The sequence below is a fragment of the Halopenitus persicus genome (genome assembly GCF_002355635.1).
In the GTDB taxonomy this organism is placed as follows: Archaea; Halobacteriota; Halobacteria; order Halobacteriales; family Haloferacaceae; genus Halopenitus; species Halopenitus persicus_A.
In genome coordinates, this window is sequence record NZ_AP017558.1 from 1,815,445 (window position 1) to 1,835,970 (window position 20,526).

At 67.0% G+C, this 20,526-nt stretch carries 21 protein-coding genes, 1 tRNA gene and 1 pseudogene; 12 read left to right on the top strand and 11 right to left on the bottom strand.

The window, feature by feature from the left end:
- Positions 1-83 precede the first annotated feature (83 nt).
- Positions 84-251: a DUF1931 family protein gene (locus CPZ00_RS08780; RefSeq protein ID WP_021075019.1), complete on the top strand. Its 168-nt coding sequence runs from the start codon at positions 84-86 to the stop codon at positions 249-251.
- An 18-nt stretch (positions 252-269) separates the two neighbouring features.
- On the opposite strand, the pseudogene CPZ00_RS16155 reads toward CPZ00_RS08780, so the two are convergent.
- The 4 genes and pseudogenes from CPZ00_RS16155 to CPZ00_RS08800 form a co-directional block, all read right to left on the bottom strand.
- Positions 270-437: pseudogene (locus tag CPZ00_RS16155) on the bottom strand (hypothetical protein); the annotation flags it as partial.
- Positions 438-467: 30 nt separating this feature from the next.
- Positions 468-1,223, bottom strand: a complete 756-nt coding sequence (rpiA, locus tag CPZ00_RS08790; protein ID WP_096391654.1) for a ribose-5-phosphate isomerase RpiA — start codon at positions 1,221-1,223, stop codon at positions 468-470.
- Positions 1,224-1,281: 58 nt separating this feature from the next.
- Positions 1,282-2,406, bottom strand: a complete 1,125-nt coding sequence (locus tag CPZ00_RS08795; protein WP_096390549.1) for an ORC1-type DNA replication protein — start codon at positions 2,404-2,406, stop codon at positions 1,282-1,284.
- A 189-nt stretch (positions 2,407-2,595) separates the two neighbouring features.
- Positions 2,596-3,795, bottom strand: coding sequence for a THUMP domain-containing protein (locus CPZ00_RS08800; RefSeq protein ID WP_096391655.1), 1,200 nt, complete (start codon positions 3,793-3,795; stop codon positions 2,596-2,598).
- A 333-nt stretch (positions 3,796-4,128) separates the two neighbouring features.
- Between CPZ00_RS08800 and CPZ00_RS08805 the strand changes: the two genes are divergently transcribed.
- The 8 genes from CPZ00_RS08805 to CPZ00_RS08845 all read left to right on the top strand — a co-directional run bounded on the left by CPZ00_RS08805 (position 4,129) and on the right by CPZ00_RS08845 (position 13,016).
- Entirely contained in the window at positions 4,129-5,439 is a 1,311-nt protein-coding gene (locus tag CPZ00_RS08805) for an ABC transporter substrate-binding protein (RefSeq protein ID WP_096390550.1), read from the top strand.
- Positions 5,440-5,445: 6 nt separating this feature from the next.
- Positions 5,446-6,468: a branched-chain amino acid ABC transporter permease gene (locus CPZ00_RS08810; protein ID WP_096390551.1), complete on the top strand. Its 1,023-nt coding sequence runs from the start codon at positions 5,446-5,448 to the stop codon at positions 6,466-6,468.
- Complete coding sequence (locus CPZ00_RS08815; RefSeq protein WP_096390552.1) at positions 6,465-7,559, top strand: branched-chain amino acid ABC transporter permease; 1,095 nt, start codon at positions 6,465-6,467, stop codon at positions 7,557-7,559. The genes CPZ00_RS08810 and CPZ00_RS08815 overlap by 4 nt, the downstream gene beginning before the upstream one ends.
- Complete coding sequence (locus CPZ00_RS08820; RefSeq protein WP_096390553.1) at positions 7,556-8,386, top strand: ABC transporter ATP-binding protein; 831 nt, start codon at positions 7,556-7,558, stop codon at positions 8,384-8,386. Before CPZ00_RS08815 ends, CPZ00_RS08820 begins: the two co-directional genes overlap by 4 nt.
- Positions 8,383-9,090: an ABC transporter ATP-binding protein gene (locus CPZ00_RS08825; RefSeq protein WP_096390554.1), complete on the top strand. Its 708-nt coding sequence runs from the start codon at positions 8,383-8,385 to the stop codon at positions 9,088-9,090. The genes CPZ00_RS08820 and CPZ00_RS08825 overlap by 4 nt, the downstream gene beginning before the upstream one ends.
- 271 nt (positions 9,091-9,361) lie before the next feature.
- The gene (locus tag CPZ00_RS08835) at positions 9,362-11,302 is read left to right on the top strand and encodes a 3-hydroxyacyl-CoA dehydrogenase/enoyl-CoA hydratase family protein (RefSeq protein ID WP_096391656.1); all 1,941 of its coding nucleotides are present in this window, start codon (positions 9,362-9,364) and stop codon (positions 11,300-11,302) included.
- Positions 11,303-11,304: 2 nt separating this feature from the next.
- Entirely contained in the window at positions 11,305-12,495 is a 1,191-nt protein-coding gene (locus tag CPZ00_RS08840) for a thiolase C-terminal domain-containing protein (RefSeq protein ID WP_096390556.1), read from the top strand.
- Complete coding sequence (locus CPZ00_RS08845) at positions 12,492-13,016, top strand: Zn-ribbon domain-containing OB-fold protein (protein ID WP_096390557.1); 525 nt, start codon at positions 12,492-12,494, stop codon at positions 13,014-13,016. Before CPZ00_RS08840 ends, CPZ00_RS08845 begins: the two co-directional genes overlap by 4 nt.
- A gap of 225 nt (positions 13,017-13,241) precedes the next feature.
- Here CPZ00_RS08845 and CPZ00_RS08850 read toward each other — a convergent pair whose 3' ends face one another.
- Positions 13,242-13,517 (bottom strand): DUF7521 family protein, encoded by a 276-nt coding sequence (locus CPZ00_RS08850; RefSeq protein ID WP_096390558.1) that lies wholly within the window; start codon positions 13,515-13,517, stop codon positions 13,242-13,244.
- 3 nt (positions 13,518-13,520) lie between these two features.
- Positions 13,521-13,871 carry an ArsR/SmtB family transcription factor gene (locus CPZ00_RS08855; RefSeq protein WP_096390559.1) on the bottom strand — a complete coding sequence of 117 codons (351 nt, stop codon included), beginning with the start codon at positions 13,869-13,871 and terminating at the stop codon, positions 13,521-13,523.
- A 114-nt stretch (positions 13,872-13,985) separates the two neighbouring features.
- On the opposite strand from CPZ00_RS08855, the gene CPZ00_RS08860 reads away from it, so the two are divergent.
- Positions 13,986-14,546, top strand: a complete 561-nt coding sequence (locus tag CPZ00_RS08860) for a DoxX family membrane protein (RefSeq protein WP_096390560.1) — start codon at positions 13,986-13,988, stop codon at positions 14,544-14,546.
- A gap of 28 nt (positions 14,547-14,574) precedes the next feature.
- The gene (locus tag CPZ00_RS08865; RefSeq protein WP_096390561.1) at positions 14,575-14,970 is read left to right on the top strand and encodes an SHOCT domain-containing protein; all 396 of its coding nucleotides are present in this window, start codon (positions 14,575-14,577) and stop codon (positions 14,968-14,970) included.
- 184 nt (positions 14,971-15,154) lie between these two features.
- Here the strand turns inward: CPZ00_RS08865 and CPZ00_RS08870 are convergent, their stop codons facing one another.
- Entirely contained in the window at positions 15,155-16,762 is a 1,608-nt protein-coding gene (locus tag CPZ00_RS08870; RefSeq protein WP_096390562.1) for a long-chain-fatty-acid--CoA ligase, read from the bottom strand.
- A 314-nt stretch (positions 16,763-17,076) separates the two neighbouring features.
- Positions 17,077-17,553 (bottom strand): VOC family protein, encoded by a 477-nt coding sequence (locus CPZ00_RS08875; protein ID WP_096390563.1) that lies wholly within the window; start codon positions 17,551-17,553, stop codon positions 17,077-17,079.
- Between the two features lie 377 nt (positions 17,554-17,930).
- Between CPZ00_RS08875 and CPZ00_RS08880 the strand changes: the two genes are divergently transcribed.
- Complete coding sequence (locus CPZ00_RS08880; RefSeq protein ID WP_096391657.1) at positions 17,931-18,449, top strand: winged helix-turn-helix domain-containing protein; 519 nt, start codon at positions 17,931-17,933, stop codon at positions 18,447-18,449.
- A 90-nt stretch (positions 18,450-18,539) separates the two neighbouring features.
- On the opposite strand, the gene CPZ00_RS08885 is transcribed toward CPZ00_RS08880, so the two are convergent.
- The 3 genes from CPZ00_RS08885 to ilvA form a co-directional block, all read right to left on the bottom strand.
- Positions 18,540-18,621 (bottom strand) — tRNA-Ser (locus CPZ00_RS08885).
- Positions 18,622-18,648: 27 nt separating this feature from the next.
- Complete coding sequence (locus CPZ00_RS08890; protein ID WP_096390564.1) at positions 18,649-18,897, bottom strand: hypothetical protein; 249 nt, start codon at positions 18,895-18,897, stop codon at positions 18,649-18,651.
- 180 nt (positions 18,898-19,077) lie between these two features.
- The gene (gene ilvA / locus CPZ00_RS08895; RefSeq protein WP_096390565.1) at positions 19,078-20,289 is read right to left on the bottom strand and encodes a threonine ammonia-lyase; all 1,212 of its coding nucleotides are present in this window, start codon (positions 20,287-20,289) and stop codon (positions 19,078-19,080) included.
- Positions 20,290-20,526 lie beyond the last annotated feature (237 nt).

The following is a 20,526-nucleotide window of genomic DNA, read 5'->3' on the forward strand; positions in this document are numbered from 1 at the left end:
GAATCCTGTGAACGGCCCTTACGCGGCCCGTATCGGGCGAATTCAGGAACGCTTATTAAGTACCGATGGATAACTCCGATCGCATGGCAGACCTCATTGTCAAAGCAGCGGTCAAGGACGCGCTGGACGAGAAGAACGTCGCCTCCGACTTCTACGAGGCGCTCGACGAGGAAGTCGACGAGCTGCTCGCCGACGCCGCACGACGTGCGGAAGCCAACGACCGGAAGACGGTCCAGCCGCGCGACCTCTAATCTCGGTCCCCCCTTCTTTCAGTTATTTTCCACGCGGACGTCCGCGAGCGACCGCGACGCCGAATCGGTCGAACCGGAATCGGCCGAACCGAAATTGGTCGAACCGGAATCGGCCGAACCGAAATTGGTCGAACCGGAATCGGCCGAACCGAAATTGGTCGAACCGGAATCGGCCGAACCGAAATTGGTCGAACCGGACCGTGACGCCGCCCTGCGTCACACCGATCGGACCGTCACGCCGTCGTCGGTCCCGACGTGGATCTCGTCCGCCAGGTCGACGAAGAGGCCGTGCTCGAGCACGCCGGGGATGGCCGAGAGCGTTTCAGCCAACCGGTCCGGATCCGCGATCCGGCCGAACGAACAGTCGAGGACGAGGTTCCCGTTGTCGGTGACGACCGGTCCGTCCTTGCGCTCGGCGCGCCGCAGCGTCGGCTCCCCGCCGGCATCGCGGATCGCCGCGGCGGCGGTCGTCCGCGCCTCCGGAAGCACCTCGACCGGCACGTCGGCGTCGAGAGCCTCGGTTCGCTTCGCGGGGTCGACGACCACGAGGAACCGGTCCGCGGCGGCGTCGACGACCTTCTCACGGGCGTGTGCGGCGCCGCCGCCCTTGATGAGCGTCCCGGTCGCTTCCGCGCCGCTTTCGCCACCGGTGCCGTCCGTGTCGATCGTCTCCGGAAGCACGACCTGGTCGGCACCGTCGATCGCGATGTCGATCCCCGGCCCATCCGGGCCGCAGGTCGCGTCCAACTCGATGAGCGGAATCCCGTGTTCGCGCGCGAGCGCCCGCGAATCGAAGGAGGTCGAAACGCCACGGACGTCCAGCCCGGAATCGACCGCCCGACCGATCGCCCGGATCGCGTACGCCGCCGTCGAGCCCGTCCCGAGCCCGACGACGTTCCCGTCCTCGACCGCCGCCGCCGCCGACTCGCCGGCGCGTCGCTTCTGTGCGTCCGTGCCCCCGGTCGTCTTCATACGCGTGCTCTCGACCCCCGCGTAGAAAAGCGTCGTCACTCCACCCGATCGCGAAGCGTCAGTCCAGCCGGTCGAGGACCGCCTCGGCGTCGTACGCCAGCGAGAGGGTTCGCGACCGGCCGCGTCCCTCGACGCCCGCGTACTCGGCCTCGATGACGCCGAGCTGGTCGAGCTTGTTGATGATCTCCGAATAGCGGGTGTAGCCGAGTCCCGTCTCGGCCTCGAAGGCTTCGTAGACCGCGCCGGCCCGCTCGCCCTCGTGGTCGACGAGCACCTCGACGAGCGCGCGCTCGGAGGCGGAGAGGCCTCGCAGCGACCGCGAGAGGTGGACGAACTTCGACTTCTCGTAGGCGCTCTCGACGTCCTCGGCGGCGATCGTCTTCGAGGCACGCATCTCGGCGTTGAGTCCGGCCCGCCGGAGGAGGTCGATCCCGACCCGGAGGTCGCCGTTCTCGGCGGTCAGCTCCGCGACCTGTTCGAGCTCCGGCCGGTCGAGGACGCCGTCGTGGAACCCGCGGGCCGCCCGCTCGCCGAGGATGTCGGCGATCTCGGTCACGTCGTAGACGGGGAAGTAGACCTCCTCCGGGCGGAACACCGACTGAACGCGCGCGTCGAGCTCGTCGATCACGTCGAGCCCGAGGTCCGAGGAGACCACGATCACGCCGATCTTCGCGCCCGAGTGGGTCTCGTGGGCCCGCAGCATCGAGTAGAGCGTGTCCGAGGCCTCGTTCTCGTAGAACAGGTAGTTCACGTCGTCGAGCGCCACGACCAGCACCTCGTCCTCGTCGATCAGCCGGTCAGTTATCTGCCCGAACAGCTTCTTGAAGGAGATCCCCGAGGAGGGCGGCTCGTACTCGAAGAGGTGCTCGAAGAGCCGCGAGAAGACCGCATACCGGGTCGAGTCGACCTGGCAGTTGACGTGTGCGGTCCGGACGTCGGTCCGGGCGGCGAGCTCGCCGAACAGCTTCTGGATCGCGGTCGTCTTCCCCGTGCCGGGCGGGCCGCGAACCATCGTGTTCAGCGGCCGGGATCCGCGGGCGGCCGGCCGGAGCGCGTACTTCAGGCTCTCGACCTGGCTCTCGCGGTGGTTGAACGTCTCCGGGACGTAATCGATCTCGAAGACGTGCTCGTCGCGGAAGACGGACTCGTCCCACGAGAGCATTCCGTCGGGGTCCCCGGTCATCGTCTACACGACGTGACCCAGCGCACTTAATCGTTCCCCGGATCGCCGGTGAAAGTGAAACGCCCCCGTAATCGACCCGATCCGCCCGTAATCCCGGCGTGGAGTTTCACTACCGGGACGCTTTCACTGCCGGAACGCTTTCACTGCCGGAACGCTTTCACTGCCGGGACGCTTTCACTGTCGAGATACTCACTTCGTCGGATCGTTAGGCGACCGGTCAGGCGCGTTCAGGTCCGTCGAGTCGCCCTTCGCGTTGGTCGAGGTCCCCACGTGGGTCACGCCCTGCGAGTCGGTCACGCCCTGCGAGTCGGTCACGCCCTGCGAGTCGGTTATGTCTCTCGAGCCGGTCAACACGAGCACGTGCCGCGTCAACGACCGGTGAACGCGCCGCCGGAACCCGGCCGCGACGCGCCACCCGGCGTCGGTTGCGGCTGCGCGCCAGTCGCGGTCGGCGATCAGCACCGCCCGGTCGCTCGTCCGGTTCGCCTCCGCGAGCGCATCGGCAACCAGATCGGCCAGATCGTGGCGCTCGATCTTCGACTGGCGGCCGTACGGGGCATCGAAGACGACGCAGTCGACCGCCCCGTCGGCGACCGGCGACCGCGTCGCGTCCCCCCGAAGGACGTTCCAGTCGGGCTCCGCGGCGTCCTCCCTGCCCGCTCCTCCCGAGTCGCCCAGCAGCGCGGCGAGGTTCCGGCGCGTTCCCTCCACCATCTTCGGCTGTGCGTCCGCCGCCACGACGCGGGCGCCGACGAGCCCGGTCTCGATCGGGATCCCGCCGGTGCCACACATCGGGTCGAGCAGCGTCCGTCCCGGCCCGGCCCGGGCGAGGTTCACGTACGCGCGAGCGTCGGCCGGGGCCATGCTCCCCGGTTGGAAGAACGGCCGGTCGGTCGGCTTGGGAGCGAAGTCCCGGTCCGCGACGACCGTCCGCCAGCCCAGGGCACAGACCGCCGCTGACTCCCCGTCGGCGCCCGAAACCGACCGGTGGTCGGCGCGGTCCCCGGCCGCAAACAGCGCGCGCAGGACGTGGTCGGGGTCGTCGAGGTCGACGGTGAACCCGCGGTCGACCAGTACCTGCCCGAGTTCACGCTCCGCACGCTCGGTCGAGACGTCTGCCGTGCCGCGCACGTCGCGCGCCCGAACGGCGACGCTGCCGGTCCGATCGAGGCTCGCGGCACGCAACGCGGCGACAGCCCCCTCGACGGTCGCGTCGCTTCGACCGATCGCCCGGTGGGCGGCCCGCGTGTACGCGAGCCGCCTGACTTCCGCGCCGACCCGGCCGGCGCGAGCGACCCCGGGCGCGAGGAGTTCGACGCCCGGCGTCAGACAGTCGGCCTCGTAGGTCGCGAACGCGTCCTCCTCCCCGGCGAGTTCGAGCCAGTACACGCGCTCGGATCCGCCCGCGCACACAATGAGGGTAGCGGTCTTCCCGGGACGATGGTCGACCGGTGCTGGATGGTCGCGATGCGCCCCGCCGATGCGGCTCTCCCGGTTGGCGCCCGTGCCTTCGGATGGGTGCCGTCTCGCGCCGTCCGGAATCCGTGACCGGTCGTTCGATTCCAGCGCGTTCGATGGATTCGTTGGAAGAAGACGGGCGCGAATCAGTGAACGTTCGTTCGATATCTGCCGTTTCCCCGCTCCCGTGGTTAACACTCTGTCCGCAATACGGGATATAGTTACCAAAGTTATTTATTCGGGCATCCGGAATAGGCGTTCAGAATGTCACGATCTAACAGGCGACAAGTGCTGCGACGACTCGGCGGGGCCGCGACCGCGGCCGGAACGTTCGGATTCGCCGGGTGTATGGGCAATGGAAACGGCGGCGGGAACGGAAACGGCAACGGCGGCGGGAACGGAAACGGTGGCAACGGTGCGACGTCGGGGGGAACGGGCGACACGCTCGAGATCACGATCGGCTGTCCGACGGCCCTGAGCGGCGCGTTCGCGCCCAACGGCGAGGCCGAGCGGGACGGCGGGCAACTGGCGATCCGTCACCTCGAGGAGGAGCTCGACGTCTCGATCGACCTCGTCACCGCGGACACAGAGGTCGACCCGTCGGTCGCCGTGTCGCGCCTCGAGGGGATGGTCGTCGAGGACGGCGTCCACGCCGCCTACGGCGGCGTCTCCTCCGCGGTCGGGATCGCGATGGGGTCGTGGGGATCGAGCAACCGCGTTCCGTTCTGTCCCCACGGTGCCTCCGACGACATCACCGGGGCGGAGTGTTCGGAGTACATGTTCGCGACCTACTCCGGGAACTCGATGCAGGCCTCCGTTGCGGCGCCGCAGATGGCCGAACAGGCCGACGACTGGTACATTCTCTACTCCGATTACACCTGGGGACAGACCGCCGAAACCGCCTTCACGGAGATCCTCGAGGAGAACGGCTCGAACGTGATCGGCTCCTCGGCGGTCCCGTTCCCGGCGGACGACTACACGTCCTACCTCAATACGGCCGACGAGGCCAACCCGGACGGGATCGCGCTGCTGGTCGCCGGACTCGACCAGCGCACCTCGATGAACCAGCTGCTCAGCGTCGGGCTCGAGCAGGACTACACGATCGCGATGCACCAGCTCGAGGACGTGAACCTCTGGGGCGTCAGCCAGGAGGCCGCCGCTGCGATCGACGTCGCCAGCCAGGGTTGGCTTCCCTCCCTCGACGTTCCGCAGGACTGGATCGACGAGATCCGTGAGATCTCCGAGCACGAGCCGTACGTCCGGCACTACATGGGCTACACGTCCGTCGACCAGCTCGTGCGCGCCGCCGTTCGGGCCGATTCGACCGACGGCGAGGCGATCAAGAACGAGCTGGAGGGTCACGAGGTCGAAAGCGAGCGCGTACAGGCGCTCCAGCCCTCCGAGGAGCCGCTCTACTGGCGCGCCGCGGACCACCAGCTCGTCCAGCCGGTCTACGCCAGCGCAGGGCGGGCGGTCGAGGACATGGAGTCCGATCCCAACCGTTGGTTCGAGGTCATCGACCGGATGCCCGGCGAGGAGGCGGCCGGGGAACCGAGCGCGGAGTGCGATCTGTAGGGTTCGATGTCGGCCGCTACACTCGCGTCGACGCCGGACGAGCTCCCCTCCATCCGCTGGATACTTGCGGGGCTCGCGCTCCTCGCGGTGGTGATCGTCACCCTCGCCGTACGCCCGGGGTTGTTCATCAGCAACCTCGTCGGCGGGCTCGTCTACGGGATGATCCTGATGATGATCGCGCTGGGACTCTCGCTGATATTGGGGCTGCTCGGCGTCGTCAACTTCGCGCACGGCGCGCTCTTCATGCTCGGCGCCTACGGGGCCTATCAGGTCGTCGCGCTGCTCGAGATGCCCTTCTGGCTCGCGCTGATCGCCGTTCCGATCGGCGTCGGACTGGTCGGCGTGCTGATGGAGGTGCTGGTCCTCCGCCGGCTCTACGGTGAGGATCCGCTCATCGGCCTGCTTGCCACCTTCGGGGTCGCGTTGATGCTCGAGGAGGCGACCCGTGCTCAGTGGGGCGGCACGCCGCTTAGCTTCGATCCGCCGACAGCGCTGCGGGCGTCCGTCGGTATGGGGTTCCTCGAGATCGCGACGACGCGATTGTTCACCGCCGCCGTCGGCGCGGTCGTCGTCGTGAGTCTCTATCTGCTGATGTACCGAACCGACTTCGGCCTCTCGATCCGGGCCGGACTCCAGGACCAGCAGATGGCCGAGTTCCTCGGCATCGACATCCCGAAGCGGTTCACGATCGTCTTCTTTCTCGGGACGGCAGTCGCCGGACTCAGCGGCGTGCTCCGGGGGGCCGAGGTCGGGATGGACCTCGGAATGGGGATGGATTTCGTCATCCTCGCGTTCGTCGTCATCGTCGTCGGCGGGCTCGGTAGCATCTTCGGAAGCGTCGTGAGCGCGCTGTTGATCGGCGTTGCGGTCTTCGTGACGCCCGTGATGCTTCGGGCGATCACGACCGTGACCGGTCTCGAATGGCTGTACGTTTCCGGAATCGGCGGGCTGATGCCGTTCCTCGTGATGATCGGCGTTCTGCTCGTCCGACCCCGCGGCCTCTTCGGAGAGGAGGGGTTACTCGAATGAGCGACGCGAGCGAACCGGCCGCCGGTCGCGATCGGCTGCTCGCGGCCATCACCCGGTACCGCGTTCCGATCGGGATCCTGCTGCTGGTGGTCCTGTTGCGGCCGGTCATCGGTCTCGAGGCCCTGTTGGGGAGCAGCTACATCGCCTCGGCGATGCTGATCTGGATGCTGTTTGCGGCCGCGTTCAACCTTCTGTACGGCTACAGCGGGCTGCTCTCGTTCGGCCACGCGATCTTCCTCGGGACCGGGATTTACGGGGTCGCGATCGGGCTGCGGCACTTCGATCTCCCGTATCTCGTCGCCGCACCGATCGGCGTGATCGTGGCCGGACTGATCGCCTACGGGATCGCCCGGCTCATCGTCGGCTACGGGGAGATCTACTTCGCGATGCTGACGCTCGCGTTCGCGGAAGCGATCCACTTCGTCGTCAACGCGGATCCGTTCGGGCTGACCGGCGGGGCGGACGGGCTCCGCTCCGGCACGACGCCGGCCTGGATCGAGAGCTTCCGCGGCCGCAGCGTCGTCCAGATCGGCGGCGGCGAGTTCGAGCTCTACTACTTCGTCGCGCTCGTGTTCGTCCTCGCGATGCTCGCGCTCTGGCAGATCGTCCGGTCCCCGTTCGGCCGGACGCTCGTCGCCATCCGTGACAACGAGGAGCTCGCGCGGGCGATGGGGATATCGACCGCTCGGTACCAGGTCTGGGCGTTCACACTCTCCGGGGTCTTCTCCGCGGTCGCCGGCACGCTGCTGGTGATCCGAAACTCCGGAGCGTCCCTCGAGAACTTCGGGATGATGACCGGGGCGGAGGTCATCCTGATGTCGATCTTCGGCGGGATAAGCTACTTCTTCGGGCCGATCGCCGGCGCGTTCTCCTGGTTCTTCGCGCGGGAATACCTCACGAACCTCGAGATGGTGGCGGTTCCCCTCCTCGGAACGGTGGACGTTGGCCCGATCCTTGGCTACTGGCGGTTCTTCTTCGGGTTCCTGTTCGTGGTCGTGATCGTGCTCTCGCCCCAGAAGGGGCTGTGGGGGTTCGTCCGGTCCGCCGCCGACCGCCTCCGAACCCGACTCGTCGAGGTGATCCGTGAATGACTGATTCAGCGACGACCGACCCGGACGCATCGGGGACCGACCACGAATCGATCGATCCGGCCGCGGCCGCTCTCGGCGCGCGCGGGCTCACGAAGCGGTTCGGCGAGCTCACCGCGGTCGGCGGGGTCGACCTCGCCGTTCCGGAGGGCGAACTCCGGGCCATCATCGGTCCGAACGGCGCGGGCAAGACCACGTTCTTCAACGTCCTGACGAACGCGCTGGAGCCGACCGCGGGATCCGTCTACCTCCACGGCGAGGAGATCACCGAGATGCCCCAGCACGCCCGGCCACACGACGGGCTCGTCCGGTCGTTCCAGTCGAACCAGCTGTTCACCGAACAGACGGTCCACGAGAACGTCCGGATCGTCGCCCAGACCGCCGAACAGGGGGCCTTCTCGCTGGACCTCCTCGGACGGGGTCGCGACGTCGCGACCGAACGTGCTCACGAGGTGCTCGAGTTGACCGAGCTCGAGCACCTCGCCGACGAGACCGCCAAGAACCTCTCGCACGGCGACCAACGCCGGCTGGGGATCGCGATGGCGCTGGCGACCGACCCGAGCGTGCTCCTGCTCGACGAGCCCACGAGCGGGCTCGGGGCGGTGGAGACCGAGACCACGGCCGACCTCATCGAGGACATTCAGTCCGAACTCGGGCTCACGCTGCTGCTGATCGAACACGACATGAACATCGTCCTCTCACGAAGCGACCGGATCACGGTCCTCCACCGTGGCGAGGTACTGACGACCGGCACGCCGGCCGAGATTCGCAACGACGACGAGGTTCAGGAGGCGTACCTCGGGGAGCGCGACGAGGAGGGATCGCTGTGAGCCTCCTCGAAGTGTCGGATCTCGAGGCCGGCTACGAGACCGGCCAGATCCTCTTCGGCGTCGACTTCGCGATCGAGGAGGGCGAGGCGGTCGGACTCCTCGGCCGCAACGGGGCGGGCAAGACGACCACGATGCGGGCGATCATGGGTGCAGACCTGCCCCGGATCATCGGCGGGTCGATCCGCTATCGCGACGTCGAACTCCTCGAGGCCGCCAGCTACGACCGGGCGGGTATGGGGATCAGCTTCGTCCCCGAGGAGCGACAGCTGTTCCCCAGACTGACCGTGGCCGAGAACGTCCACATCGCCGCATCGTCCGCCGAGGATCCGCTTCCGGCCGAGGAGATGTTCGATCTGTTCCCCGAGCTCGACGCGATGCGCGACCGGCACGCGAAGAACATGAGCGGCGGCGAACAGCAGATGCTCGCGATCGCCCGCGCGCTCGTGTCGAACCCGGAGCTGATGCTGCTGGATGAACCCTGCGAGGGGCTCGCCCCGCAGATCGTCGAACGGCTCGAGGACGTCGTCGCTCGCATCAACGAGGAACGCGGCGTGACGGTCCTGATCGTCGAGCAGAACGTCGCGACCGCGATGTCGGTCGCGGACCGTCACTACATCCTGGACGAGGGGCGGCTCGTCGAGGAGGTCACGACCGATCGGCTCCGCGAGGACGACGAGCTCCGGCAGAAGCACCTCGGCGTGTGAGGGCGTTCGGCGCGACCGATCCGTTCGGTGCGACCGGCTCGTTCGGCGCGACCGATCCGTTCGATCTGACTGATCCGGTTGCCCCAGCCGAGCCCGGTCGCGTCGGTTTTTCGCGTCGCGGTTGTTCGCGTCGGTTCGTCGCGCCGAAGCACCGACCGATAGCAGCCGGTCACCCACTCTAGGTTAACAGTATATCTGGGAAACGTACCTATAGTTCATACTGTGTATTTTAACCACAAGTTTGAAGGCGTGTGTTAACGAAGTACGGATGATGACCGTCGAGACTATCGACCGCGTCGCGGTGTTGGGCGCGGGCAGTATGGGACACGGTATCGCCGAGGTCGCGGCGATCGGCGGCTACGACGTCGTCGTCCGCGACCTGGAGGACGAGCTCGTGGAGGACGGGCTCGAACAGATCGAGTGGAGCCTCGGGAAGCTCGCGGAGAAGGGACGGATCGACGGGTCCGCCGAGGACGTCTTCGCGCGCGTCGAGGGGACCACCGACCTCGAGGCGGCCGTCGAGGACGCCGACCTCGTGATCGAGGCCGTCCCCGAACGGATGTCGATCAAGAAGGACACCTTCAGCGAGGTCGACGAGTACGCGCCCGATCACGCCATCCTCGCGAGCAACACCTCGGGACTCTCCATCACCGAGATGGCGACCGCGACCGACCGGCCCGAGCAGGTCGTCGGGACGCACTACTTCAACCCGCCCATCCGGATGGACCTCATCGAGGTCGTCCACGGCGAGGAGACCAGCGAGGAGACGATCGAGACGATGCACGCCTACGCCGACTCGGTCGGCAAGACCGCCATCGACGTGAAAAAGGACGTCCACGGCTTCGTCGTCAACAACGTCCTCGTCCCGTTCATGGAGGAGCCGGCCTGGATGCTCGAGGAGGGGTTGACCACGATCGAGACGGCCGACGCGGCGATGGTCTACCAGCGCGGCTATCCGATGGGCCCCTTCGAGCTCTCCGACTACAGCGGGATCGACATCGGCTATCACTTCCGTGAGGACTCGCGGTACGAGGCCCCGCCGCCGATCGCGCGCAAGGTCGAGAACGAGGAGCTCGGCCGCAAGACCGGCACCGGCTTCTACGAGTACGAGGACGGCGAGGGGACGACCTACGACTTTCACGACCGCGAGGGCTTCGACACCCTCCGCGTCGAGGCGCGGATGATAAACGAGGCCGCCAGGCTCATCGGCGAGGGCGTCGCCACCGCCGAGGACGTCGACCTCGGCATTCGGCTCGGCGGCCGGTTCCCGATCGGCGTCTGCCGGCTCGCCGACCAGATCGGCATCGACGTCGTTCTCGAGAAGCTCCGGTCGCTCCACGAGGAGTACGGCGAGGAGCGGTATGAACCGGCCGACCACCTCGTGGCGCTCGTGGAGGCGGGCAAAACCGGCGAGGACGCCGGCATCGGCTTCTACGACTACCACGGCCAGTGGCCCTACCAGTTCCTCAACGTCGACCTCGACGACCGCGGCGTGCTCTCCATCGAGTTCGACCGTCCCGAGCGGCTGAACGCCTTCTCCGAGGAGATGTTCGCCGAGGTCCAACGTGCCCTCGAGGACGCGCCCGTCGAGGACGTCTCCTGCGTCGTCTTCTCGGGGGCCGGCGACCAGTTCTCCGCCGGCGCCGACATCACCGGCTTCCTCACGAACGCGCCCACCGAGATCATGGACGTCGAGGAGTCGATCGAGGCCGTCCACGAGTTCCCCCGACCGACGATCGCGAAGATCGACGGCTTCTGTCTGGGCGGCGGGCTCGAGCTCTCGCTTGCGTGTGACCTCCGGATCGCCTCCGAACGCTCCACGCTCGGGAGCCCCGAGATCGACCTCGGGCTGATCCCTGGCGGCGGCGGCACCCAGCGACTCACCCGGATCGTCGGCGAGACGCGCGCGAAGGAGCTCGTCTTCCGCGGCAACCACATCTCCGCCGAGCGGGCGGCCGACTGGGGCATCCTCAACCGCGCCGTCCCCGGCGACGAGTTCGAGGAGACGGTCGGCGAGTTCGTCGACGACATCGCCACCGGACCCAAGACGGCGCTGAAGGTCGCCAAGAAGGTGATCAACGAGGGCCAAAACGCCAGTCTCGAGGCCGGACTCGCGATGGAGAGTCAGGGCTTCGGTCTGCTGACGACGACCGACGACGTGATCGAGGGCGTGGACGCCTTCCGCAACGACCGCGAACCGGAGTTCCAGTGACGATGTCCCGAAACGCAGCGATCGTCGGCGGCGGCCTGACCGAGTGGGGCGAACGGGAGGCGACCTGGAAGGACCTCGCCCAGGAGGCCGGCAAGGCGACCTTCGACGACGTCGACGGCATCGACCAGTCGGACGTCGAGGGGCTGTTCGTCGGCGCCGTCCAGCCCGAACGCTTCGCCTTCCAGAGCCACGTCGCCCCGCTGGTTGCGGAGCTGCTGGGAATCGACGCGGAGATGATCTCGCGGACGGAACTCGCGTGTGCGAGCGGGCAGGCGGCGCTCCGGTACGCGTGGCTGGCGATCGCCGCCGGCCAGATCGACGTCGCGCTGGTGATCGGCGTCGAGAAGATGAACCTCGGCAAGGAGTACATGCCCGAGATGCAGTCGACGATGACGAACGTGCTCGACCGCGAGTTCGACGGCGTCAACGGGCTCAACGGCCCCTCCCACTTCGCGCAGTTCGCCCAGCGACACATGCACGAACACGGGACCACCCGCGAGCAGCTCGCGATGGTGAGCGCGAAGAACAAGAGCCACGCCGCCGCTACCGACTTCGCACAGTACCGCGAGGCGGTCTCGGTCGACGACGTGCTCGATTCCTACCCGATCGCGCCGCCGTTGAACCTGCTCGACTGCAGCGGCATCACGGACGGCGCCGCCGGCGTCCTGCTCGTCAGCGAGGAGAAGGCGCGGGAGGTGACCGACACCCCGGCCTACATCACCGGCAGCGGCCAGTCCTGTCTCTCGAGCAACTCGATCAACAATCTGCCGTCGATGACGACCTGGCCGCAGGCGCGGGAGGCCTCCGAGAAGGCCTACGATCAGGCCGGCATCGAGGACCCGCTCGCCGAGATCGACGTCGCGGAGGTTCACGACTGCTTCTCGATCAGCGAGGTGATCGAGTACGAACAGCTCGGCTTCGCCGACGAGGGCGAGGGCGGCGCCTTCATCGAGGAGGGCCGCAGCGAGCTCGACGGCGACGTCGCGGTCAACCCCCGCGGGGGGCTGCTCGGCTGCGGCCATCCGCTCGGCGCCACCGGGGTCTGTCAGGCGCTGGAGATCTACCGACAGTTCACCGGCGACGTGCCCGCCGAGCGCGCGGTCGCGGGCGATCCCGAGACCGGCCTGATCCACAACCTGAGCGGCAGCGGGTCAGTTCACAGCGTGATGACCCTCGGGAGGGATCCACAATGACGCGCGACGACCGGTCCAACGACGGGTCCGCCGGCGATGAAGCGTCCAGCGAGGAACCGCCCCGCGAGACGGTCTCGATCCCGAACGAGGTCGATCTCCCCCGGCTGCTCGACTTCTACGACCTGCAGGACGCCGAACACACCGGGATCCACGAGTTCTACGACAACCTCCGGGACGGCGACTTCACCACCACGCGGTGTGACGCCTGCGGGGCGGTTCACTTCCCGCCCCGGATCGTCTGTCCCGAGTGTCTGAGCGACGACCTCTCGTACACGTCGCTTCCCCACGAGGGAACGCTCCACTCGTTCACCGAGGTCCGCGGCACCGCGGCGATCGGGATGACCGACGACACGCCGTTCGTCGCCGGCGTCGTCGATCTGGGCGACGTGCGGCTGTCGGCGCGGATCGACGACGCGAGCTACGAGGATCTCGAGATCGGCGATCCGGTCCGGCTGAAGATCGTCGACATCGACGGCCCGACCGACCAGGACCGGGTCTTCTACCGGTTCGTGCCGGCCTGACCGGCACCGCATCTGCCACCCGTCGTGTCGGCCTGACCGGCATCGCGTCTGCTATCGGTTCATCCCGATCTGACCGGCACCGCGTCTTCTACCGGTTCGCGCCGGTCCGACCGGCACCGCGTCTTCCACCGGTTCGTTCCGATCCGGTCGGAATCGGCTCGTCGCCGTCGAGTCCCGTTCTCGATCCACGATCACGGCCCTTCCTTCTTCCAAAAACGGTGCCGCTCAGGGGTTCGGAGCGTAGAGAGCGTACAGGATGGACAACATTCCGGCTGCGGTGACGAGTGCCGCGACGAATCCGGCTTCGAAGATCGACACCCGGAGGACTTCGAAGAGCGCGCCCTCGAGGAGGCCGCCGAGTCCGACGAGCGCGAAGCCGGCGGCAACGTACAGGAGCAACTGCGTGTGATGCCGTTGGTAGCCACGATAGGCCTGGTACGCGATGACCAGCGCTAATGCGGTGGTGAACAGTTTGCCGATGACGAATAGGGTGTGTTCCATGAGTCAGTCCCCCCGCATCTCCTCGAAGATGGACGTGATCCGGTCGGCGGGGTCGGGCCGGACGTCGATCCGAACGTCGAAGCCCTCCGCATTGAGGAGCACTTCGACGCGTTCGAGGCGCGCCTCGTACTCGCTGTAATGTCGTCCCCCGGGATCGACGTGCGTGTATTCCTCGAGGAGACCCTGCTCGAGGAGTCGGTTCACGCGCCGGGAGACGGTCGGGCGCGACATGTCGCACTCCTCGCTGAGTTCCTTCGCGGACAGCCGGTCGGCCTTCGTCGCCACGAGGATGTCCCGGGCGTACTCGTCGTCGAGGGTGGCGAAGACAGCCGGCGGATCGGGCTCCTCGGTCACGAGTCCCTACTCGCTGGAGGAGGGTAATATAGCCCGTCGGTTTTCCGACTCGGAACGCCGGCTCGCTATTATATAGCCTCTTCCGTCCTACTGATAATTGAAGGTGCAATAATTATGTCCACACTCGACTCCGGTATGAACCAGCTCGAGAGCAGGATCGGCGGCCTGACCGTCGGCGGGAAAGTGCACAGCCTCAGCGCGTGGTTCGTGCTCGCGCTCCGTCTGATGATGGGCTATGCGTTCGCATACTCCGGATTCACGAAGATCATCGGCGAGTTCTCCGCCGGCGGCTACCTCACGAACGTCGCCGCGACGAACGGCAATCCGCTTGCCGGGATGTTCGCGTGGATGGGGTCGACGCCGTGGTTCGTCGAGTTCGCGAACGTGGCCGTCCCGTGGGGCGAGCTGCTCATCGGCCTCGGCCTCCTCGTGGGCGCGCTCGTTCGCCTCGCGGCGTTCTTCGGCGCGCTGATGATGCTCATGTTCTACTTCGGGAACTGGGACATCTCTCACGGGTTCATCAACGGGGACTTCGCGTACATGCTCGTGTTCCTCGCGGTCGCCGCGTTCGCCGCGGGCCGCATCCTGGGACTCGACCGGTACATCGAGCAGTACGAGGTCGGCGGCGTGGCGCTCGTCGAGCGCTACCCCGCCCTCGAATACATCCTCGGCTAACCACGCCGAGCTTCTTTGGAGTACAACTATGCAAAATCCAATTCAAGCACGCGGGACTCATTCGCTGGGACTCATCGTCATCGGAGCACTGTCGCTGGCCGTCGTCGGCGGAATGGCGCTGACGCACGCGACCGTCCCGGATGGAATGACGTGGGGCTGGCACGGCGGTATGTGGAACGGCGGCCACATGGCCGGCTGGAGTGGATGGGGCTGGGGGATGATGCTGGTCGGTCTGCTGTGGATGGCCCTCCTCGTCGCCCTGCCCGTCTCCATCGTCTACTGGTTGGCGACACGGTCACGATCGAACGATTCCACTGAGACTGGCGCACTCGCCGTCCTCCAGGAGCGGTACGCTCGCGGCGAGATCGATGACGAGGAGTTCGACCGTCGCCGCGAGCGGCTCACGCGTGACGACGACCGCTAGGACCGGTTTTCGGTGCTTCCCGTCTCCGGCACTCTTCGTCACTCTCCATTTTCGTCACTCTCCGCCCGGTATCGTCGTCCTCCCGATGGTGGATCCCGAAATCGATCCTCGAACCATAATCGATCCGCGACCCAGCCACGCTGACCGCGGCGTCGCAACGCAAGACGCCGGTGGTGTGGCCGCGTCACCCGACGTTCTTCTCCTCGTCGTCCCAGAACTCCTCGCGGAGCTCGTACTTCTGGATCTTGCCGGTCGAGGTCTGCGGGAGGGCGTCGCGGAACTCGACGCTGGTCGGACACTTGTAGTGAGCAAGCCGCTCGCGGGTGAACTCGATCAGCTCGTCCTCGGTGAGGTCGGAGTCCTCGGCGGTCACGACCAGTGCCTTCGGCGTCTCGCCCCACTTCTCGTGGGGGACGCCGATGACCGCGGCGACCTGCACGTCGGGGTGTTCGTAGATGACGTCCTGGACCTCGATCGTCGAGATGTTTTCCCCGCCGGAGATGATGACGTCCTTCTTCCGGTCGACGATCGTGAGCATCCGGTCGTCGTCCCAGGTGGCGATGTCGCCCGTGTGGAACCAGCCGTCGCGCCGGTCGTGGAACGCCCGGTGGGTCTCGTCGGGCTTGTTCCAGTAGCGGTCGAGCACCTGGTTGCCGCGAACGATCACCTCGCCCTGGGTCTCGTCGTCGGTCGGAACCGGCTCGCCGTGCTGGTCGACGACGAGGATCTCCGTGTTGAGCGTGGCGAAGCCGGGTTTGTTGATGATGTCGTACTTATCGCCCTGCTGGATCTTCCGTCGGGAGTTGCTGGTCGTGACGATCGGTCCGGTCTCGGTGGCGCCGTAGGCGTGGATGATCCGCCAGCCGAGCTCGTCCTCGACCTCCCGGATCGTGCTCTTCGGCGGCGGGCTCGCGGCCGTCTCGACGCGCACCGGCTTCTCGCCGGTCGCGGGCACGTCGGCGTCCTCGTAATAGTCCAACAGCATGTTCAACACCGTCGGCGCACCGCCGAGGTAGCTCACGTCGTGGTTGGCGATGTGCTCGAAGACGGTCTCGGGATCGAACTGTTCGAGGATGACGTGGGTGCCGCCGATCCCGGTGAGGCCGTAGATGTGTCCCCACCCGTTGATGTGGAACATCGGCGAGGTCCACAACAGCGTGTCGTCGTCCTCGAACTCGACGTGATGGGAGTGGATCAGCGCGTGGTAATGCTGGATCCGATGGGTGTGGACGACTCCCTTCGGGTCGCCGGTGGTGCCGCTGGTGTAGAGGATGGTCGCGTCGTCCTCCTCCGAGAGGTCCGGCCGGTCCGGCTGATCCGGGGAGTGCTCGGCGAGCACGTCCTCGTAGCCGTGCCAGCCCTCCCCGGCGGCGTCCCCGTCGTAGGCGACCCACTGCTCGACCGAGGTGCCCGCCTCGACGTCGGTCCCCCGGAGATGGTCGACCTTCTCGGTGAACCCCGTATGGGAGATCAGCACCGAGGGCGAGCTGTCGTCGACGAGGTAATCGTACTCGGTCGGCTGCAGCCGGAAGTTGAGCGGGACGAACAGCGCGCCGATCTGCATCGTCGCGTACAGCGTCTCGATGAACCGGTGGGAGTTCGGCGACAACAGCGCCACGCGGTCGCCCTTCTCGATGCCCCACTCCAACAGCGCGTTCGAGAGCCGGTTGATGCGGTCGTTCAGCTCGTTGTAGGTGAACTCTGTTCCGTCCGCGGCGATGACGCCGACGTCGTCGCCGAAGAGCGTGACTGCCCTGTCGAGGAAGTCCGTCGTGAGTAGTGGTCGTTTCATGGGTGATCTTTCGGATGTGGATTCGTCGGTGTGAGCGGGTTCGTCGGTGTTCGTCGATGTGGTTCGTGGCTGCGTCAGCGTGGTTCGTGGCTGCGTCAGCGTGGTTCGTGGCTGCGTCGGCGCGGCGTAACCTGCGACCGCCCCGGTCGCCATCTCCCGCGGCACGATGGCGTCCCCTCGTGCCGACGGTCGGCACGTGAGTGTGAGTGTCTGACGATGATCGTCGCCAACGGGACATCATATTTTACATAGTAATTTAAACTTTCGGGAATTCTTTCCAATCAATACGCCCAGGCCGGATCTCGGCACCCCGTTCACTCCCGAGAGAGGCGGTCGTCGCCGACGAACAGGTCCGTTGGTGCGTACTCCCGGTTCTCGGGATAGGCCGCGGTGTACTCCATCAGCTGGAACAGCGTTCCGGTCGGGTTCCGCGGGGACACGAACGCCTCGGTCCACTCGGCGTACTCCTCGCGGTCGACGACCTGGAAGCCCGTGGCCTCCAGCGTTGCGGTCATCGCGTCGATGTCGGCGACCTCGATCGTCACGTGATGGAGGCCGGGGCCGTGCCGGTCGAGGTACTCGGTCAGGAACGACTCCTCGGCGACCGGCTCGATGAGCTCGATCCGCGATCCGTCGCCCAGCTCGTAGTAGACCCACCGGAACCGGTCGTCGACGACGTCGTCTATCAGTCGGTCACAGCCGAGCGCGGCCAACAGCGGCTCGGCCGACTCGACGTCCTCGACGGCGATGCCGACGTGATCGACCCTCGCGGGTGGTCCGCCATCGTTCATACCTGCCCATCGACGTACACATTGTTAATTATTGCCGTCGATCCGATACCTCGCGACGGCACGCGACGGGGGTGGACTCCACGGCTCGACCACCCATTACCGCAGCGCCCGGACAACGGGAAATTATTTACCACCCTCAACGTATTTTATGGTATGTATTACCAATCGGTATTTCATCGCGGCGCGGTCGGCGGGACGGTGATCGGCCGATGACCGCCGACGACGAGGCTTCGGACGCCGCCGAGGGGACTCCCGTCAACCGTGATCGGGACGAGAACGCGGCGTCGGCCGCCGGAAGCGGCTCCGAATCGGCCGTGCCGGACGAGGATCCGACCGAAAGCTTCTCGACCTCCCGGCCTCGCCACTCCCTACGTGAGATGACCGACACCGAACCGGAGTGGGACTTCAAGGAGCGCGACGTGATGATCCTCCGCGAGCTGGCCCGGGACCCCCAGCTGTCGGCTCGGGAGCTGACCGACGTCCTCGAGGCGGAACACGGGATCGACGTCTCACACGTCACCGTGAGCAAGTCGATACGAAACATGCGCGACGCGAACGTCTTCCGGGAGGCGATCCTCCCGAACGAGGCGTACTTCAGCTTCTCGCTGTTCGAGTTCCAGTTCAACCCCGAACACTTCGAGGACGGCTGGCGCGACGCGATGGAACACATCCGCGAGGACAAGAGCACCCTGTTTTACTTCCTGTGTGACGGGGCCTACCAGTGGCGCGCAGTGATGATGTTCCCCAGCAGCGAGGCCGAGTCCAAGTGGATCCACGAGTTCTACAAGGAGCACGGCAAGGTGATCAACAATCTCCGCAACCACGCGTTGACGAACGTGCTCAAGTTCGGAACCGATCCCGAGCTGTTCGAGAACATCACCGACGGCCGGGAGTGAGGCAGCGGTTCGAGGGGAAGAAGCGGGACGGCGGTCCGACTCCCACGAGCAGCCGTCCTCACCGGTTCGGATCTGATCCGCGGAAGAAAACGCCGGGAGAGGGATTTGAACCCTCGATCCCGTGAGGGAACACGCTTTCCAGGCGTGCGCCTTGCCACTCGGCCATCCCGGCTCGATTCGTCCTACTGCCGTCCGACTGTTAAACCCTTCTTTTCGCCCGCAGGCGGTGCTCGAGTGCGTAGGCGATCCCGGCCACGACCGCGGCGACCGCGACCGCGATGAGCACCGTGCCGCCGATCCCGACCGGGAGCGCTCCGGCGCTGACCAGCCGGTAGCCCTGTATCGCGACCAGAAACGAGAACCCGCCGACGATCCCCCACAGCGCCGCCGACTTCGCGCGGGCGGCGGGCGTGGCCGGCGTTCCGGGAACGGGGTCGTCGTCGGTCACACGCGCCGTTCGTCCGGTCGCGCCTTCAACGTCCCGGATCGCGTCGTATCACCGTCGCGCCACCGCCGCATTACCGCCGCATCACCGCCGCATTACCGCCGCATTACCGCCGCATCACCGCCGCATCACCGCCGCATTACCGTCGCGCCACCGCCGTGTCCCGTCGGTCGTGTCGGGTCCTCACGCGAGGATCTCGACCTCGTAGCCGTCCGCCTCCAGGCTCGCGACGATCGCCGCGGCGTGTTCGGCGTCGTGGGTCTCCATCTCCACCTCGAGGTCCGCGGCGTTGACCGCGACGTCCCGGGAGGTCCGGTCGTGGTGGACCGCGTAGACGTTGGCCCCGTGGTCCGAGACGATGCTTGCCACGCGCTCCAGCTCCCCCGGCCGGTCCTTCAGCGCCATCTTCACCTTCAAATATCGACCCATCTCGATGAGTCCGCGCATGATGACGGTCGTCAGGCGGTTCATGTCGATGTTCCCGCCACACAGCGCGGCCACGATCGTCTCGTCGTCCTCGTATGCGAACGCCTCCGCGAGGACGGCCGCCAGCGGCACCGCGCCCGCCCCCTCGACGAGGACCTTCGAGCGCTCCAATAGCAGCGTGAGCGCGTGGGCGATCTCCGTGTCCGAGACGGTCACGACCTCGTCGACGCGCTCCCGGATGACCTCGAAGGGGATCTCGCCGACCGACCGCGTCGCGATCCCGTCGGCGATCGTGTCGACGCTGTCGATCGTCTCGACCCGGCCGGACGCCAGCGACTGGGCGGCCGAGGCGGCGCCCTCCGCCTGGACGCCGACGACCCGCACGTCGTCGAGCTCCTCGGTGACCGCCGTGGCGATCCCCGCGATGAGCCCGCCGCCGCCGATCGGAACGACGACGGTGTCGGCCTGCGGGCAGTCCTCGGCGATCTCCAGGCCGATCGTCCCCTGACCGGCCATCACCGCCTCGTCGTTGAACGCGTGGACGTACGTCCGGTCCTCCGCGGCCTCGATCTCGTGGGCCCGCGCCTGCGCCTCCTGGTAGTCGATCCCGTGGAGCACGACCTCCCCGCCGTACCCGCGCGTGGCCTTCACCTTCGAGACCGGCGCGTGCTCGGGCATCACGATCGTCGACTCGACGTCAGCGCGCGCGGCCGCGAGCGCGACGCCCTGCGCGTGGTTGCCCGCGCTCGCGGTCACCACGCCCGCCTCGCGCTCGGCCGGCGAGAGGGTGGCGATCCGGTTCGTCGCCCCGCGGATCTTGAACGCGCCGGTTCGCTGAAACGTCTCCAACTTGAGGTGGACGTCCGCGCCCGTCAGCTCCGAGAAGGTGCGGGACCGCTCGAGGGGAGTCCGCCGGGCGACCTCCTCGACCCGCTCGCGGGCGGCGCGGACGTCATCGATCGACAGCATCGTCCCCACCTGGACGCCGCGACCGCTAATGGTTTCGGGTCCGATCGCCGGCGGACGACGCGTCGCTGGATCGGCGTGCGACGGACCACGGGACGCGCCGGGTCGAGTAGGACGATGAACCACGGGACGCGCCGCTGGACGGAAGCGATGTGGGGAAAGGGGGAATGCACGCGTGTGACGTGCATCTGTAGGGTACGGCTCCGATTATAAAAAGGTCCGGCTGGCACAGTGAAAGTA

Excerpts from the sequence above, each read along its gene's own strand:
- CPZ00_RS08840 (WP_096390556.1), top strand. The coding sequence starts at position 11,305 with ATGTCCCGAAACGCAGCGATCGTCGGCGGCGGCCTGACCGAGTGGGGC.
- ilvA (WP_096390565.1), bottom strand. The coding sequence starts at position 20,289 with ATGCTGTCGATCGATGACGTCCGCGCCGCCCGCGAGCGGGTCGAGGAG.
- CPZ00_RS08805 (WP_096390550.1), top strand. The coding sequence starts at position 4,129 with ATGTCACGATCTAACAGGCGACAAGTGCTGCGACGACTCGGCGGGGCC.
- rpiA (WP_096391654.1), bottom strand. The coding sequence starts at position 1,223 with ATGAAGACGACCGGGGGCACGGACGCACAGAAGCGACGCGCCGGCGAG.
- CPZ00_RS08835 (WP_096391656.1), top strand. The coding sequence starts at position 9,362 with ATGACCGTCGAGACTATCGACCGCGTCGCGGTGTTGGGCGCGGGCAGT.
- CPZ00_RS08810 (WP_096390551.1), top strand. The coding sequence starts at position 5,446 with ATGTCGGCCGCTACACTCGCGTCGACGCCGGACGAGCTCCCCTCCATC.
- CPZ00_RS08795 (WP_096390549.1), bottom strand. The coding sequence starts at position 2,406 with ATGACCGGGGACCCCGACGGAATGCTCTCGTGGGACGAGTCCGTCTTC.
- CPZ00_RS08845 (WP_096390557.1), top strand. The coding sequence starts at position 12,492 with ATGACGCGCGACGACCGGTCCAACGACGGGTCCGCCGGCGATGAAGCG.
- CPZ00_RS08815 (WP_096390552.1), top strand. The coding sequence starts at position 6,465 with ATGAGCGACGCGAGCGAACCGGCCGCCGGTCGCGATCGGCTGCTCGCG.
- CPZ00_RS08875 (WP_096390563.1), bottom strand. The coding sequence starts at position 17,553 with ATGAACGATGGCGGACCACCCGCGAGGGTCGATCACGTCGGCATCGCC.
- CPZ00_RS08860 (WP_096390560.1), top strand. The coding sequence starts at position 13,986 with ATGTCCACACTCGACTCCGGTATGAACCAGCTCGAGAGCAGGATCGGC.
- CPZ00_RS08870 (WP_096390562.1), bottom strand. The coding sequence starts at position 16,762 with ATGAAACGACCACTACTCACGACGGACTTCCTCGACAGGGCAGTCACG.
- CPZ00_RS08850 (WP_096390558.1), bottom strand. The coding sequence starts at position 13,517 with ATGGAACACACCCTATTCGTCATCGGCAAACTGTTCACCACCGCATTA.
- CPZ00_RS08865 (WP_096390561.1), top strand. The coding sequence starts at position 14,575 with ATGCAAAATCCAATTCAAGCACGCGGGACTCATTCGCTGGGACTCATC.
- CPZ00_RS08780 (WP_021075019.1), top strand. The coding sequence starts at position 84 with ATGGCAGACCTCATTGTCAAAGCAGCGGTCAAGGACGCGCTGGACGAG.
- CPZ00_RS08820 (WP_096390553.1), top strand. The coding sequence starts at position 7,556 with ATGACTGATTCAGCGACGACCGACCCGGACGCATCGGGGACCGACCAC.
- CPZ00_RS08880 (WP_096391657.1), top strand. The coding sequence starts at position 17,931 with ATGACCGACACCGAACCGGAGTGGGACTTCAAGGAGCGCGACGTGATG.